This window comes from Arthrobacter sp. Hb9-2, assembly GCF_059091165.1.
In genome coordinates this window covers 1-15122 of record NZ_JBNHGJ010000025.1, presented here as the reverse complement: position 1 = coordinate 15122, position 15122 = coordinate 1, and the positions used below count along the sequence as shown (strand labels likewise).

Annotated in this window: 19 protein-coding genes, 1 other RNA gene and 1 riboswitch; of the genes, 14 read left to right on the top strand and 6 right to left on the bottom strand. The window is 65.3% G+C overall.

All coding sequences use genetic code 11. The annotated features are described in order from the left end of the window. The first annotated feature begins 13 nt into the window (after positions 1-13). The 4 genes from AC5RV1_RS14335 to AC5RV1_RS14320 all read left to right on the top strand — a co-directional run bounded on the left by AC5RV1_RS14335 (position 14) and on the right by AC5RV1_RS14320 (position 2337). Complete coding sequence (locus AC5RV1_RS14335; RefSeq protein WP_493946575.1) at positions 14-613, top strand: GDSL-type esterase/lipase family protein; 600 nt, start codon at positions 14-16, stop codon at positions 611-613. 82 nt (positions 614-695) lie between these two features. Then, on the top strand, positions 696-1523 hold the full coding sequence (locus tag AC5RV1_RS14330) for a DUF4097 family beta strand repeat-containing protein (protein ID WP_493995006.1): 828 nt from the start codon (positions 696-698) through the stop codon (positions 1521-1523). Beyond that, a complete protein-coding gene (locus tag AC5RV1_RS14325; protein WP_493946577.1) occupies positions 1523-2140 on the top strand; it encodes a PadR family transcriptional regulator in 618 nt (205 codons plus the stop codon). The genes AC5RV1_RS14330 and AC5RV1_RS14325 overlap by 1 nt, the downstream gene beginning before the upstream one ends. Positions 2141-2262: 122 nt before the next feature. Beyond that, the gene (locus AC5RV1_RS14320) at positions 2263-2337 is read left to right on the top strand and encodes a 50S ribosomal protein bL37 (protein ID WP_369299106.1); all 75 of its coding nucleotides are present in this window, start codon (positions 2263-2265) and stop codon (positions 2335-2337) included. Positions 2338-2457: 120 nt separating this feature from the next. Here the strand turns inward: AC5RV1_RS14320 and rsrA are convergent, their stop codons facing one another. Beyond that, a complete protein-coding gene (gene rsrA, locus AC5RV1_RS14315) occupies positions 2458-2718 on the bottom strand; it encodes a mycothiol system anti-sigma-R factor (RefSeq protein WP_163162425.1) in 261 nt (86 codons plus the stop codon). Further along, positions 2715-3560 carry a sigma-70 family RNA polymerase sigma factor gene (locus AC5RV1_RS14310; protein WP_493995038.1) on the bottom strand — a complete coding sequence of 282 codons (846 nt, stop codon included), beginning with the start codon at positions 3558-3560 and terminating at the stop codon, positions 2715-2717. The genes rsrA and AC5RV1_RS14310 overlap by 4 nt, the downstream gene beginning before the upstream one ends. 206 nt (positions 3561-3766) lie before the next feature. On the opposite strand from AC5RV1_RS14310, the gene AC5RV1_RS14305 reads away from it, so the two are divergent. The 10 genes from AC5RV1_RS14305 (at position 3767) to AC5RV1_RS14260 (ending at position 12292) form a co-directional block, all read left to right on the top strand. Further along, a complete protein-coding gene (locus AC5RV1_RS14305; protein WP_493946579.1) occupies positions 3767-4315 on the top strand; it encodes a DoxX family protein in 549 nt (182 codons plus the stop codon). Positions 4316-4322: 7 nt separating this feature from the next. Next, positions 4323-5714 carry a 3-phosphoshikimate 1-carboxyvinyltransferase gene (gene aroA, locus AC5RV1_RS14300; RefSeq protein WP_493995005.1) on the top strand — a complete coding sequence of 464 codons (1392 nt, stop codon included), beginning with the start codon at positions 4323-4325 and terminating at the stop codon, positions 5712-5714. Continuing rightward, entirely contained in the window at positions 5698-6813 is a 1116-nt protein-coding gene (gene rsgA, locus AC5RV1_RS14295) for a ribosome small subunit-dependent GTPase A (RefSeq protein ID WP_493995004.1), read from the top strand. The genes aroA and rsgA overlap by 17 nt, the downstream gene beginning before the upstream one ends. A 48-nt stretch (positions 6814-6861) precedes the next feature. Beyond that, the gene (gene hisN / locus AC5RV1_RS14290) at positions 6862-7674 is read left to right on the top strand and encodes a histidinol-phosphatase (protein WP_493946582.1); all 813 of its coding nucleotides are present in this window, start codon (positions 6862-6864) and stop codon (positions 7672-7674) included. Between the two features lie 156 nt (positions 7675-7830). Further along, positions 7831-7944, top strand: a riboswitch (SAM riboswitch). Positions 7945-7980: 36 nt separating this feature from the next. Further along, complete coding sequence (locus AC5RV1_RS14285; protein ID WP_493995003.1) at positions 7981-9414, top strand: aminotransferase class V-fold PLP-dependent enzyme; 1434 nt, start codon at positions 7981-7983, stop codon at positions 9412-9414. Positions 9415-9524: 110 nt separating this feature from the next. Beyond that, entirely contained in the window at positions 9525-10283 is a 759-nt protein-coding gene (locus tag AC5RV1_RS14280) for a class I SAM-dependent methyltransferase (RefSeq protein ID WP_493995002.1), read from the top strand. Positions 10284-10314: 31 nt separating this feature from the next. Continuing rightward, positions 10315-11028, top strand: coding sequence for a metal-dependent transcriptional regulator (locus AC5RV1_RS14275; protein ID WP_493946585.1), 714 nt, complete (start codon positions 10315-10317; stop codon positions 11026-11028). Then, on the top strand, positions 11029-11460 hold the full coding sequence (locus AC5RV1_RS14270; protein ID WP_493995001.1) for a fluoride efflux transporter FluC: 432 nt from the start codon (positions 11029-11031) through the stop codon (positions 11458-11460). Continuing rightward, positions 11460-11879, top strand: coding sequence for a fluoride efflux transporter FluC (locus AC5RV1_RS14265; RefSeq protein ID WP_493946587.1), 420 nt, complete (start codon positions 11460-11462; stop codon positions 11877-11879). The genes AC5RV1_RS14270 and AC5RV1_RS14265 overlap by 1 nt, the downstream gene beginning before the upstream one ends. A 44-nt stretch (positions 11880-11923) precedes the next feature. Further along, on the top strand, positions 11924-12292 hold the full coding sequence (locus AC5RV1_RS14260) for a hypothetical protein (RefSeq protein WP_493995000.1): 369 nt from the start codon (positions 11924-11926) through the stop codon (positions 12290-12292). Between the two features lie 46 nt (positions 12293-12338). On the opposite strand, the gene AC5RV1_RS14255 is transcribed toward AC5RV1_RS14260, so the two are convergent. From AC5RV1_RS14255 to AC5RV1_RS14240, 4 genes are all read right to left on the bottom strand, one after another. Continuing rightward, the gene (locus tag AC5RV1_RS14255; RefSeq protein ID WP_493994999.1) at positions 12339-13322 is read right to left on the bottom strand and encodes a S1C family serine protease; all 984 of its coding nucleotides are present in this window, start codon (positions 13320-13322) and stop codon (positions 12339-12341) included. A gap of 291 nt (positions 13323-13613) precedes the next feature. Then, positions 13614-13982, bottom strand: a transfer-messenger RNA (tmRNA) gene (gene ssrA, locus AC5RV1_RS14250). Between the two features lie 78 nt (positions 13983-14060). Further along, complete coding sequence (gene smpB, locus AC5RV1_RS14245; RefSeq protein ID WP_163162401.1) at positions 14061-14534, bottom strand: SsrA-binding protein SmpB; 474 nt, start codon at positions 14532-14534, stop codon at positions 14061-14063. Between the two features lie 84 nt (positions 14535-14618). After that, a partial coding sequence (locus AC5RV1_RS14240) for a M23 family metallopeptidase (RefSeq protein WP_493994998.1) occupies positions 14619-15122 on the bottom strand: 504 nt, incomplete at its 5' end.

The window sequence follows — 15122 nt, the reverse complement described above, 5'->3', positions numbered from 1 at the left end:
TTAAGAGGAACGTGTGGAAGACAGGAAGCTGCGTATCGCAGCTGTAGGAGATGAACTGCTGGCCGGACTCGGTGATCCCCGGGCGCTCGGCTGGCTGGGCCGCGTCTTGGCCCGCACTCCCCAGGATGGCATGCTCCTGGAAAGCTATGCCCTCCCCTGTCCGCAGGAAGGAACGGAAGGGCTGGCCGCGCGCTGGATGGACGAGGCCGGCCGGCGGTTCAGCGACAAGGCCGAGAACCGCCTGGTGATAGGCCTGTCCGGCCGGGATATTGAGTTCGGACTTTCAACCGCCCGCAGTCGGCTCAACCTGGCCAACATCCTGGACTCGGCGTCGCAGAACCGCTTGGGGGTCTTTGTGGTGGGACCGCCACCCACCCTGGACCCCGCCCAGAACCGCCGGCTCGACGAGCTGAACACGGCTTTCGCTGACGTCACCACGCGCCGCAAGCATCTTTATGTTGATACTTTTTCTCCCCTCCTGAATCACGAACAGTGGCGCCAGGACCTGGCCGCCAACGGCGGCACGCCTGGGCAGGCCGGATACGGGCTCATGGCCTGGTTGGTACTGCACCGTGGCTGGTTCCAGTGGCTGGGGATGGCCGTCCCGGAGTAGGCGAATTCGCGATATATCTTGACCTCTGCCTACCCCGGCAGTAGGTTGGTTGCATCACGCGATATATCGTCTTGGAGGACCAATGGCTGAGCAAAACTGGGATGTCACGAGCGCCCAGACCATCGACGTCGACTCTGTGACGTCCCTAAAGCTGGGCATGGTGCGGGGCCGCTTCGACGTCGTCGCGCATCAGGAGCCAGTCACCCGGATAGAGATTTCCGAAGTCCAGGGTGACCCCGTGGCGGTGTCGCTGGAGGACGGCCGGCTTGAGGTCCGTCACCAGCTGCACGGGCCGCAGGGCTGGTTCAAGAACCTCATGGGAACGGTCAGCCACAACAGTGAGAATTACGCAGTCATCAGCATTGCCGTTCCGCCGACGGTTGAGGTTGAGGCAGGCACCGTCAGCGGTGACGGCCTCGTTTCAGGGATGGCGGGCCGCACGCGCCTGAACACCGTTTCCGGCTCTGTGATGTCCGACGGCACGGACGGTGAACTGCACGTCAACACGGTCAGTGGCGAGGTTAGCGCCCGCGATCACAGCGGCGTCCTCACAGCCAAGACCGTCTCCGGCGAGGTGACGGCGTCCGGCAACTTCAGCCATATCCGGGCAAACACTGTAAGCGGCGGCATGAGTTTCGACCTGCTGGGTTACACCCAGGATTTCGGGGCAAATTCAGTATCGGGAGACCTCACCATCCGGATTCCGCACGACGTCGGAGTGGATATCGTGGCCAAATCGGCAAGTGGAACGGTCGTTATTGACCAGCAGAAGTACCACGTGCCCGGCGGCAAAGTGGAAACGATCGCCGGTCCGGATGCCAAGCTCATGCTCGTCAGGACCAATTCCGTGTCAGGCACAACATCCATCTTCCACAGCGGACCGTCCGGGAACGCGGAAGAACGGCCCTGATGCCGGCCGTCTTTGCCCACGGTGCCCTGCGCCTCTACCTGTTGTCCCTGCTGGAGTCCGGCCCGAAGCATGGCTACGAGCTCATCAAGGCGCTCAAGGAACGGTTCGGCGGCACCTACTCCCCCAGTGCGGGCACCATCTACCCGCGGTTGGGCAAACTCGAGGAGGAGGGGTTGGTAGCCACGGAATCGGCCGGGCGTCGCACCAACTACCGCATCACGCCTGCCGGACTGGCGGAGCTGAACCTGCGCCGCGAAGAACTGGCAGCAGTTGAAAAAGAGATTTCCGCTTCCGTACGGCGGCTGGCAGACAACCTCCGCGAGGACATCCGGAGCAATATGCGCGGGCTGCGGGCTGACCTTGCAGCGACGGCGGAGGCCGCCCGTGCCGCCGCCGGTTCGGTCGATTTCACGGCCTCCAGTGGCAGGCCCGCCCCCGAAAGCAGGCGTTCCCTGAAGGACGCTGAGATGATGCTCCAGGCGTTCCGTGATGACCTCCGCACCGAGCTTCGCCTTCAGGCCGGCAAGGAGCCACTCAACCCAGTGGTCCTGGAAACGCTCAGGACGGTGCTGGAACAGGCGCGCATAGCCGTCCGGAATTCCCTCCTCGAAAAGTAGCTCCGCGCCAGGGCCGCACATCGAACCGCAGGTCACGAGGTGGTTGCCGGTTCGCGGGGCGCCAAATCATGTGGGAGACTTGAGGGCAGCTCTTTTGAGTACCAACAGTAAGGAGGCCAGCTATGAGCAAGCGTGCACGCAAGCGTCGTGACCGTAAGCGTGGCGGCGCGAACCACGGGAAGCGCCCCAACACCTAGGCACAATGCCAGGTACTACGGTTCACAGCAAAGGACCCCGGAAGCCATTCGGCTTCCGGGGTCCTTTGTACTTATGGACGGGATCGTCGCCCTGCCCGGCTGCTGGACAGCTGACCTGGGCTAGGCGTCCACCGGGCGGATCGAATGGATCCGGTCCAGGATGGCGTTCTTGAGGTTCTCGGGAGCAGCCTCAGTGCAGGAACGCTTGACCATGTTGCGGATGACGCACTCAAGGTCGTATTGCTCCGTGCATTCGGGGCAGTCATCAAGGTGGGTCTTTATTTCCGTGATGTCCTCACGGGTCAAGGCTCCGTCCAGATACTCATAGATGCGTTGCATCCGGGTGTCGTCGCAGTCGCCCAATCCCTGGCAGTCGCTCATTTCCTGTTCTCCTGTTGTGTGCTTTCCGCCGCGTCCTTTGGACCTGCGGCCGTTTTGAATCCCCGCTCGGCGGCGTACTCCCCGAGCATGTCCCGCAACATTCTCCGGCCGCGGTGGAGCCGGGACATCACCGTGCCAATGGGCGTGTTCATGATGTCTGAAATTTCCTTGTACGCGAAGCCCTCCACGTCCGCGAAGTAGACCGCGAGGCGGAACTCTTCGGGGATGTCCTGGAGCGCGCGCTTGACGTCCGAATCGGGCAGGTGATCCAGCGCCTCTGCCTCAGCGGAGCGGAGCCCGCTGGAGGTGTGTGACTCAGCCCGCGCCAACTGCCAGTCCTCGATGGTGTCCGAGTTGGACTGGAGCGGCTCGCGCTGCCGTTTGCGGTACAGATTGATATAGGTGTTCGTCAGGATCCGGTAGAGCCAGGCCTTGAGGTTTGTGCCGGGCTTGTACTGGTGAAACGCGGAAAAGGCCTTGGTGTAGGCCTCCTGGACGAGGTCCTCCGCGTCAGCAGGGTTCCGGGCCATCCGCATCGCGGCCGAGTACAGCTGGTCGACATACTGCATCGCGTCACGCTCAAAGCGGACGCGGCGCTCTTCCGCGGACTCCGTGGAAAGTTCAACCACCTCTTCGGTGGTTCCCGCGTTGGGCTGCACGGATTGTGCCGTCGCCTCCGCCGGCTCGGGCCGTACGTCAGCGCTGCTCTTGGCTTCACTTTGGGAAGCCTCATACATGGCCGAAACGGCCGGATCCAAGGTGCTCATTGCCTTCAAGTCTACTGTCAGGCTCCGCGCACGCGGCGGGCCGTACTCGGGGGGTTCACCCTCCAACGAGTCCATTGCCACCGGGCCTGCCGCTTCAATTCCGTCCAACACCCGCCTCAAGGACCAACTCCGCTCTGTTGTCCGGTGCTTTGTGGTTCGGGCCCGGCTCTCGCGGACCCAGCATCCATAACCCCAGGCCTTGGGCAAATATTCCCCAAAAGTGCAAGACTAGAACCGACTTCGCCGCACCCGACGCGGTTCGTCCATCCAGGAGGAAATCCATGTCCTTTGTCCGCACACTCGCACGGCCCATGCTGGCTTCCAGTTTTGTTCTTGCCGGAATGGATAAGCTCAAGAACGCCGATGACACCGCCCAACAGTTGTCACCCCTGCTGAGCAAGGCAACGGCGGCGCTGCCGTTCCGTACTGACGAGAAGACGCTGGCACGGGTTATAGGTGGCACGCAGGTGGGCGCGGGCGTCCTCTTTGGGCTCGGGAAGTTTTCCCGGCTTTCAGCCACTGTGCTTACGGTCATCTCCCTTCTCAACACCTTTGTCGAGTGGCGCAGCGCGGACATCAGCAGCAAGGAAGGCCGCGGAAACCGACGCAACCAGCTGCTCAAGAATCTTTCGTTGAGCGGCGGGGCCCTGCTTGCTTCTGTTGACACGGCAGGCAAACCGGGACTGGTGTGGCGCGCAGAGCACCTTGCTGCCGACGCGCGGAAGGGTGCCGCCCACCTTGCCGCGGATGCCAGGAAGACCACCAACCAGAAGCTCTCCAAGGCCGATAAGGTGGTCCGCCGCGCCGTTGAACAGGCCACGGGGGCATAAGCAGGACATGACCGCCGCGCCCTCCACTGCCCAGGACAACTCCGGAACGTCCCTCCCCCACTGGCCCGCACCCTTCGCCTCCCGCCCGGTGGATGCCACCATCACGGTGCCCGGTTCAAAGTCGCTGACCAACCGGTACCTCGTCCTTGCCGCCCTGGCCAACGGCCCGTCGCGCCTGCGCGCACCGCTGCACTCCAGGGATTCCGCACTGATGGTTGACGCGCTCCGGCAGTTGGGCGCCACCATCACCGAGGTGCCGGGGGACGGGGCGTTCGGGCCGGATCTGGAGGTGGTGCCGCTGCCGGCCGATGCCGCATCGGCCTCCACGAGGATCGACTGCGGCCTTGCCGGGACGGTGATGCGGTTCGTTCCGCCGCTGGCGGCGCTGCGCAACGGTGCCAGCTTGTTCGACGGCGACCCGCATGCCCGGAAGCGGCCCATGGGAACCATCATCGAAGCGCTCAAGGCCCTGGGAGTGGCCGTTTCCGCGGAAGGCGGCGGCACACCGTCGTCGCTGCCGTTTGCAGTGGAGGGCACCGGAGAAGTTCGCGGCGGACACCTGGTCATCGATGCCAGCGCCTCCTCACAGTTCGTTTCTGCCCTTCTCCTCGTGGGGGCACGGTTCACCGAGGGCCTGCACCTTGAGCATGTAGGTAAACCTGTACCAAGCCTGGACCACATCAATATGACCGTCGCTGTCCTGCGGGGGGCCGGGGTTGTTGTTGACGATTCGGTTCCCAACCACTGGCTTGTTGCCCCTGGGCCCATCCAAGCCTTCGACCAGCGGATTGAGCAGGACCTGTCCAACGCCGGCCCGTTCCTTGCCGCGGCCCTGGCTTCCGGCGGTACGGTGCGGATTCCCGGCTGGCCCGAACAGACACAGCAGGTGGGAGATCTCTGGCGGAGCATTCTTGCCGAGATGGGCGCAGAGGTTACCCTGCGCGACGGCGTCCTGACCGTAACCGGCGGAGCGGAGATCAAGGGCGGGGATTTCGCGGACACAAGTGAGTTGGCGCCGACGGTCGCCGCGTTATGTGCCCTGGCCAGCGGCCCCTCCCGGCTCAGCGGTATTGCCCACCTGCGCGGGCACGAAACCGACAGGCTGGCTGCACTGGTCACCGAGATCAACCGCCTTGGCGGAGATGCCGAGGAAACCAGCGACGGCCTGGTGATCCGGCCCGCCAAGCTGCACGCCGGCGTCGTCCACAGTTACGCCGACCACCGCATGGCCACTGCCGGAGCCATCCTGGGCCTGGCGGTGGAGGGCGTGCAGGTGGAGGACATCGCCACGACTGCCAAAACTATGCCGGACTTTCCCCGGTTGTGGGCAAGCATGCTTGCCCAGGCAGGCTCGTCCAACACCGGCACGGAAGGTTCAACCGGTGGCGCGGAGCACTGATTCCTGGGATGAATCGGATGTCCGAATCCGCCCCAGCAAGAAGGGCTCGCGCCCTCGCACCAAAGACCGGCCCAGCCATGACGACGCCGTCACGGGACGCATTATCACCGTTGACCGCGGCAGGTATACGGCTGTGGTGGGTGAGGACTCCGGCAACGAACGCGTAGTCATTGCAGCGAGGGCGCGGGAGCTGCGCCGCAACCCGGTGGTGGCGGGTGATTTCGTATCCCTCGTAGGCGATGTCTCCGGCGAACCGGACACCCTGGCCCGGTTGGTCAAGATCCAGGACCGCAAGACCCTCCTGCGCCGCAGCGCGGACGACACCGATCCCGTGGAACGCGCCGTCGTGGCCAACGCGGACCAGCTCGTAGTTGTGGTGGCGGCTGCCAACCCCGAGCCCCGCACGGGCTTCATCGACCGCGCCCTGGTGGCGGCGTACGACGCCGGGATTGAGCCGATCCTGTTGGTCACCAAGGCGGATGTCAAGGATCCAGCGGAGCTGTTGTCCAATTACACCCACCTCGACTTCCCCGTGATCATCAGCCGGACGGCCGATTCCACCGCATCTGGGATCGATGCCCGCTCGGACGACGGACTGTCCGCACGCCTAGACAGCGGGGCTGTCGCGGAACTCCGCGGCTATCTGGATGGAAAAGTGACAGTCATGCTGGGGCATTCAGGCGTTGGCAAGTCGACCATGGTGAACGCGCTGACCGGTGCGGAGCGTGCCACCGGCGGGGTTAATGCGGTGACGGGTCGGGGCCGCCACACGTCGTCGTCGGCGCTGGCCCTGAGGCTGGCGGACGCACCCGCCGGCAGCTGGATCATCGACACCCCGGGCATCCGTTCCTTCGGCCTGGCGCACGTGGACCCGGACCGGATCCTGCGCTCCTTCCCGGACCTCTCCCCCGGCATCGAGGACTGCGAACGCGGCTGCAAACACACCGCCACGGCAGTGAACTGCGGGCTGGACGCCTGGGTGGGCGGCGGGCATGCCGGCGCCACCGGAGAAGCCCGGCTGGCATCCCTGCGGCGCCTCCTGGGCACCGACCCGCGGCTGGAGGCGCAGGAGGCGAAGGAACTGGGCAGCGTCAACTGACGGTGCCGATCTCCCAGCAGAACCGCGCGCAGACGGTAGTTTGGAACCATGATCCAACCCGCTTCAAGCTATAACGATGACCTGCGCCTGGCGCACGTCCTGGCAGACTCCGTGGATGACCAGACCATGAGCCGCTTCAAGGCCCAGGACCTCCAGGTGGAGACCAAGCCTGACCTGACGCCGGTCACCGACGCGGACAAGGCGGCAGAAGAAGCCATCCGCGGCCAGTTGTCCCGCTCCCGTCCGCGTGATGCAGTGCTCGGTGAAGAGTTCGGCAGCACCGGCCACGGGTCCCGCCGCTGGATCATCGACCCCATTGACGGCACCAAGAACTTCGTCCGCGGCGTCCCCGTCTGGGCCACCCTGATCGCCCTGGTGGATGAAGGCGAGCCCGTTGTTGGAGTGGTGAGTGCTCCCGCCCTGGGCAAGCGCTGGTGGGCGGCCAAGGGCATGGGCGCTTACATGGGACGGTCGCTGGCTGCTGCCACCCGGCTCCGCGTCTCGAATGTCGCCAACCTTTCGGACGCTTCGTTGTCCTACTCCAGCCTGGGCGGGTGGAAGGAGCGTGGCAATCTGGACAACTTCCTGGGCCTCACCGAGGACGTGTGGCGGACCCGGGCCTTCGGCGATTTCTGGTCCTACTGCCTGGTGGCCGAGGGCGCGGTGGACATCGCTTGCGAACCCGAACTCAACCTTTACGACATGGCGGCACTCGTGCCGATTGTGGTCGAAGCGGGTGGCCGGTTTACCTCGCTGGAAGGGGAGGACGGGCCGTTTGGCGGCAACGCGCTGGCCACGAACTCCATCCTGCACTCCGAGGTACTCCGCAGGTTGAACCCTGACCTGGACGATCTCCTCTAGGCACCTTCACCGAACAATCAGCGGCGGGCGGCTCCCAAAGGAGGCGCCCGCCGTCGTTTCTTCGGCCAAAGCAGCACTTTTCGGCAGGCGTAACAAAGCGCTTAACATTTGAGCCGGCTTCAAACCTTCCTGCCCCATGTCCTACGCTCTTAACCAGGTCACGAGTGCCAGCGCGAAACCCCGGTTTGCTGGCCGGCAACCCTCCAACCGCGGTGGGGTGCCCCGGGTGACGACCAGGCCGGTCCGGAACGGATGCGGCAAGCGCGGATTCCCGGAGCAGGGAGTCCTTTTCGAAGTGAGGTCTCTGTGACAACTGCCACCGTCTCCCCCAACGCCGCCGCCCAGCCCATCCAGGCTGAAGCCGCTGCCCTCTTTGATGCCCGCCGCGCTGTCGCCGGCCGTCCCCTTGCTGCCGTCACAGGTGCGGAAATCCAGGCGCCCCTCATCTCCGGCGGGCACGTCCGCTATGCAAACCTCGACTATGGTGCCTCGGCTCCCGCCCTCTCCGTAGTCTCGGCCTACCTCAACGAGATCCTGCCCTTCTACGCGAGCGTCCACCGCGGCGCCGGCTACGCGTCCCAGATCAGCACGTCCGTTTACGAGAACGCACGCAGCATTGTTCGGGACTTCGTGGGCGGCCGCCCTGACGACTCGGTGATTTTCACCCGCAACACCACCGATTCCCTCAACCTGCTTGCCGGTTGCCTGCCCGCGACGGACGGACGTCCGGACGGCGACGTCCTGTACCTGGACATCGAACACCACGCGAACCTGCTGCCGTGGCAGGGTGTCCCCCACCGGAGCATCGTTGCCGCTGACACCATCGCCGGGACCATCGAGTCCGTCCGCGCTGAGCTGGAGCAGGGCGGCGTGAGCCTGCTCGCCGTCACCGGCGCCTCCAACGTCACCGGTGAAATTCTTCCCATTCGGGCCCTCGCCGCGCTCGCCCACGAATACGGCGCACGGATTGTGGTTGACGCGGCCCAGCTTGCGCCGCACCGCCGCGTAAACATCGCCGCGGACGGCGTCGACTACCTCGCCTTCTCCGGCCACAAGCTCTACGCACCGTTCGGTACCGGTGTGCTGGTGGGCCGCGCCGACTGGCTGGACGCCGGAACGCCCCACCTCGCAGGCGGCGGCGCCGTCAAGGAAGCCAGGCTCGACGGCGTCAGCTGGGCCACCGGCCCTGCCCGCCATGAGGGCGGCTCGCCCAACGTCCTTGGCGCAGCAACGCTGGCCCGCGCCACACAGGTGATCGCCGGCCTGGACCAGGAACAGTGGCACGCCCACGAATCGGCCATCCGCTCCTTCCTGGTGGAAGGCCTGCAGAACATTGACGGCGTGACCGTGCACCAGATCTTCAAGGACACCAACCCGGATACGGACACCATCGGCGTGGTCAACTTCTCCGTGGAAGGCTACGACGCCGGTCTCGTGGCCGCCTACCTGTCCGCGGAACATGGCGTAGGCCTGCGGGACGGCCGCTTTTGCGCGCACCCGCTGCTGAAGCGGCTCGGGCTTCCTTCCGGTTCCCTCCGGGCCAGCTTCGGCGTCGGCTCACGCCTAGAGGATGCAGAACGGCTCCTTGCCGGCATCGACTCGCTGCGCCGAAACGGCCTGGGGTGGGACTACGTCGTCGACGCGGGGCGCTGGGTTCCCGCCAACGACGCGCGCACGTATCCGCACTGGGCACCGAACACTCCGGGGACCGCCGGGGCCGCCCCCTGCATCGACGACTGAACACTGTTGCCGTCCGCTGCCGGCACTGACTCTGCTTATTGATCTTGCCTCAACGTCGGGTGCGGTAAATTCGAAGGATACCCAAGGGCATCGGACGAAGGAGGCCACGCGTGGTACGGGGTGGCCCCAGGCTTGATCACGGACGGCGGCGGGAGCTCGGCCAAAGCTTCCAGGACGGCGGCCGGGACTACCAGCAGGTCCGTCCGGGCTACCCGGAAGAATCAGCCCGCTGGCTGGTGCCCCCGGGTGCCCGCGAGGCGCTCGATGCCGGTGCCGGCACCGGCAAGTTCACCGAACTGCTGCTGGACATGGCCCTGGCCGTCACGGCCGTGGACCCCTCTGCCGACATGCTCGAGCAGTTACGGGCGCACTATCCCGCTGCCACGGCAATCCACGCCACCGCGGAGGCAACGGGCCTGCCCGACGCAGCTTTCGACGTCGTAAGCGTTGCCCAGGCATGGCACTGGTGCGACGCCCTGGCCGCAAGTACCGAACTGGCACGCGTCCTCCGCCCGCACGGGACGCTGGGCCTGATCTGGAACCAGTTGGACACCTCTGTCCCCTGGGTCCACCGGCTCTCCCGGATCATGCACGCAGGGGATGTGTACAAGCCGGACTTCCGGCCGCTCGTGGGACCAGAGTTCCGGGGGCTTGAGGGCCACGTCACCCACTGGCAGGACCGCGTCAGCACCACGGACCTGGTGGAGCTCACAAAGTCCAGAAGCTACTATCTGCGCGCCGGCGAAAGCACCCGCGCCAAGGTGTTGGCCAACCTGGACTGGTACCTCCACGACCACCTGGGCCACAGCCTGGAAGAGGAGCTCGAACTGCCGTACCTGACGCTTACCTGGCGGGCCTTCAAGGCATGACGGAGAACAGGCAACGGGTAGGCTTGGAGCTGTGAAGACCAGCGCGCCCTCCTCCTCCATTGAGGATTACGTCAAGGTCATCTACTCCTTCACGGAATGGCAGGACAAGGCCATCACGTCCTCCCAGCTTGCGCAGCGCCTTGGCGTCGCCAACTCCTCGGTCTCGGAAATGGTCCGCAAGCTGAAGGACCAAGGCCTCGTTGACCATAAGCCCTACAGCGCCATCACGCTGACGGACGCCGGCGTCCGGCTGGCCCTTTCCATGGTGCGGCGCCACCGCCTGATCGAGACTTACCTTGTCCAGCAGCTGGGCTACAGCTGGGACGAGGTCCATGACGAAGCCGAGCTGCTGGAGCACGCCGTCTCGGACACCTTCATTGAGCGGGTTGCGGCCAAACTCGGGAACCCGCAGCGGGATCCGCACGGTGACCCCATTCCCACTGCCGACGGGAAAGTGCTGATGCCGCGCGCCCACCTGATGGGTGCGCTGGACCAGGGGCACACCGGCAGGATCACCCGGATCAGCGATGAGAACCCGGATTTGCTCCGTTATCTTTCCGCCGAGGAGATAGACCTCGACGCCGAGGTGGAGGTTGTGGGCCGCAAGCCGTTCGGCGGCGCCCTGGTGGTGCGGATCAGGAACTCGGGCAGGACCAGGGACTACGACCTGGCCGACGAAATCACGTCCGCCCTGTGGGTGCACAGCGACCGTCCCCACCCGGGCTGCCTGCTGGGAGACAGCTGAATGAACCCTGCCGGCATGCCGGCGGGCCGCGCCTGGATCGCTGTCGCCGCCGGAGGCCTCATCGGCACTGAACTGCGGTATGGACTTGGGCTGGCTTTTCCCGATCTTCCCGGTGCGGTCCCTTGGGCCACGCTGGTGATCAACGTTGGCGGCAGCTTCGTCCTGGCAGCGTTGACCACGGTCTGGATAGCCCGTCCGCAGACGGCCTTCTGGTTGCGGGCCGGGCTGGGGCCGGGTTTGCTGGGGTCCTTCACCACCTTCTCCGCCCTGGTGTTTTCTGTGGACCAGTTGGCCCGCGCCGGCGAACACATGGCGTGGGCAGCCTACCTGGCGTTGTCAGTGCTGCTGGGGCTGGCGGCGGCGGGTCTGGGTTGGCGGTTCGGCAAGGTGGTGGCCGTACGCCATGACGCCGGCCCGGGCCGCAGGGCGTGATGGCTGCTGCCCTGGTGGGCCTGTTCGGCGTCGCCGGAGCGCTTCTTCGTTTCGGTGTGGACAGCTGGTTCGCGCATCACGCGTCCATCCGTACGGCCCGCTCCCCCGGGAATTCCGCGCACGTCCCGTGGCACAAGGCGCGGCTGCACTGGCCCTGGGCCACCTTGCTGGTGAACGTGGCGGGGTGCTTCATCATTGGCGTCTCCCACGCCATGACCATAAAGCTGGAGCTCGCCCCGGAATGGCAGACCGCACTGGCAACAGGGCTGGCCGGGGGGCTCACCACCTTCAGTTCATGGACAACGGCAACAGTGCGGTTGTTGACCGAGGCTCGCTTCGGCTCCGCCATGTTGAACGTGGCGGCGAACCTTGTGCTCGGCTTTGCGGCTGCTGCGGCCGGGATTGCCCTCGCTTCCTAGCGCTGCTGCAGGCGATTTGGCCCGCTCGCGTATCGTGGATGGTGATGATTAGCAGACGCGACGCGGCCATTGCCCTTGATGTACCGATGGAAATGGCCCAGCGCCACGGCCTTCCAAAATGGATGACCGAAGCTGAACTGGGTGAAATCCTGGACAACCCGCCGCCCTGGCTGGTCCAGTCCCGCGCCAACCGCACCGGAAAGCGGCCTGTTTGGGTCCACCTCGAGTGCGCCGTCTGCGGGTACGAGGAAGCAGCGCGCCCCAAGAAGTGGTGGCCTGACTTTACCTACGTGGTGTGCGGCCATCACAGTCCGCAGGACGTTCCGCGTTTGCGCGAGGGATACGTCCGCAGCGAGTTCGACGGCGTCGGCACGCGTTTCGTGGGCATCGCAGATGTGCCGGGGCAGGGCTGAGCCTCCTCCTGCTTTTGGGGTAAGGGCGGCATGTGCCGCCTCCCGCCTACTTTCCGTTGCCGACCATCTCCTCGGGGACCGCCGTGAGATGGATCTCCGTACCGTCCCGCAGCACCGCGAGCTGGAGAGGTTCGCCGATGGCGTCCGAGAAGAGCAGGCGCTGGAGGCTTTCGGCGTCACTGACGGGACGGCCGCCCGCGGCGAGGAGGATGTCCCCCGCTGCCAGGCCGGCCTTGTCTGCCGGAGAGCCGGCCAGTACTTCCACCACGCGCAGCGCGTCCCGCTGGCCGGTTCTAATAACGGCGCTGGGGCTGAGCCGGGTGGGCGTGCTGACCAGGCCGAGGTAGGCCCGCCGTACCCGTCCGTCCGCCAGCAGGGCGGAGATGATCCGCTGGGTGGTGGCGTTGATGGGGATCGCCAGGCCGAGTCCGGCACCTGCCACGGCGGTATTGATGCCGACGATCCGGCTGTGTGTATCCGCCAGCGCTCCGCCGGAATTGCCCGGGTTGAGGGCGGCGTCCGTCTGGATCACGTCCTCGATGACCCGCCGGTTGCCTCCCGACCAGACCGGAATGGCTCGTCCCAGGCCGCTGACCACACCCGCCGTTACCGAGCCGGCCAGGCCCAGGGGGTTCCCGACGGCGACCACCAGTTGGCCCACGCGCAAGGACTCCGCGGCACCGAACTGCGCCGGCGCCACCCGCGGCGGCCTGCCGTGGACCACGGCAAGGTCGGACAGCGGATCCGCCCCCACAAGTTCCAGCTCCATCCGGTTGCCGTCGGCTAACACTGCGTGCCCCCGTTGGGTGCCAGCCACGACGTGGGCGTTCGTCAGGAGGTAGCCGTCCTCGGTGAAGAGCACAGCCGAACCTGCCCCGACACGGACGCGTCCGTTGCGGCGCGCCGAGGACATTTCCAAAGCGGCAACATGCGGCGTGACCGTGGCGGCCACGCGCATCACTGTCTGTGAATACGAGTCCAGGGCGTCGGCGTCGGACGCCTGTGAAACTGGCTCGCTCCCCTGGTTCATGGGGCACCTCCTGGCGTAACCGGATCCCGGCGGCGAGGGCGGTACGGGCTCCTAACGGAGACAACGACCGGGGGCGGGTCGCTAGTCCCCGCTGCGCTACGCCGTGGGTGAACGAAAGCCCAAGGGCATGGTCAGTCGGTGGACGGGGCCCGGCTGCTTCGTTGCCAGGCTGCTTCGTGGCCCGGGGCGGCTCCCTGATGGCCGGGGCAAAGAAAAACACCCCGGTCCGAGGACCGGGGTGCTATCCCGATGATGTGAACCTTCCCTCAAGGAAGTTCCACATCATCACAAATGTGGAGATGGGGGGAATTGAACCCCCGTCCGATGTCGTGTTGTCAGGGCTTCTCCGGGCGCAGTTTGCGTCGGATTTTCTCGGCCCCAGCCATGCTGCAAACAGCTGGCTGATCCGGGCCCAGTCATCTAAGAGTCCCGTTCACCCCGATGACAGAGGTGAACAGCAGTGGCTATCTAAATGACGCCAGGATCCGGGGCGATAGCAACCTCGGGCTGACGGACTGTCTTACTGGTTAAGCAGCAAGAGCGAAGTCAGTGCGCTTAGATTCGGCACTTATTGGTTTGCAGAAAGCGTTTACGAGATAATTCTGCATCCTCGGCCCGCTTCACCTGTCGCGACTAACATCGTCGAAACCGATCATCCCCATATTTTTTTATCAAAACCGGCAGGCAAGCCCACCGGACTACCCATCATAACGCATCATTCAGGGAATTCATTCCAGCCTAGCGGCGGCGGTTGCGCTCCCGCATTTCCCGCTGCGCTTCACGGTTGTCCTGCTGTTCGCGGAGGGTTTGGCGCTTATCGTACTCGCGCTTACCGCGGGCCACGCCGATTTCAACCTTGGCCCGGCCGTCAACGAAGTACAGCTGCAGCGGAACAATAGTGAAGCCTGATTCCCGCACCTTGTGCGAAATCTTGATCAGTTCCTCGCGATGCAGCAGCAGCTTGCGGCGGCGCCGGGCCGCGTGGTTGGTCCAGCTGCCCTGGTTGTACTCGGGGATGTGGATGGCTTCCATCCACAGCTCGTCGTTGTAGAAGGTGCAGAATCCATCCACCATGGAGGCGTGGCCCTCGCGCAGGGACTTAACTTCGGTGCCCATGAGCGCGATTCCAGCCTCGTAGGTATCCAGCACGTGGTAGTCGTGCCGGGCCTTCCGGTTGGTGGCCACCACTTTACGGCCACTTTCTTTAGGCAAGGGAAAGCTCCTCAGTTCAAGATCGGATGTCCTCCAGGCCAGCCGGCGTGGAGTCATACCAGTGTACGGCAGCGCTAAGCGCCCCTACAGCAGGCCCATCGGGTCCATCGGCTTGCCATTGAGCCAGGTTTCGAAGTGGGCGTGGCAGCCGGTGGAGTTGCCGGTGTTGCCGGAGTAAGCGATCAGCTGGCCCTGCGAGACGCGCTGGCCGTTCGACACTACAATGCTCGCGTTGTGATAGTAGATGGTGTTAAGGGTGTTGCCCTGCATCAGGCCGTGCGAGATCTTGACGCGCCAGCCGCCTCCGTCCGCAGAGTTCCAGCCGGAGCTAAAGACTTCCCCTGCCGCGGCAGCGTAGACAGGTGTGCCGCAGGCTGCTCCGAAGTCCAGCCCCGTGTGCATGTAGCCGCCCTGCCCGTAGAAGTCGATGGTGCCTGGCGGGGTGGCTCGCCACCCGAACCCGGACGTGATCGGCACGCTTCCGTCAAAGGGATGGCGCAGGCCAAAGGCCGACGGCGATCCGACGGGCGGCATAAAAGACTGCACCGGCGGCGGGGGCGGGGGCGCCTGGCCCTTTGCCGCTGCTGC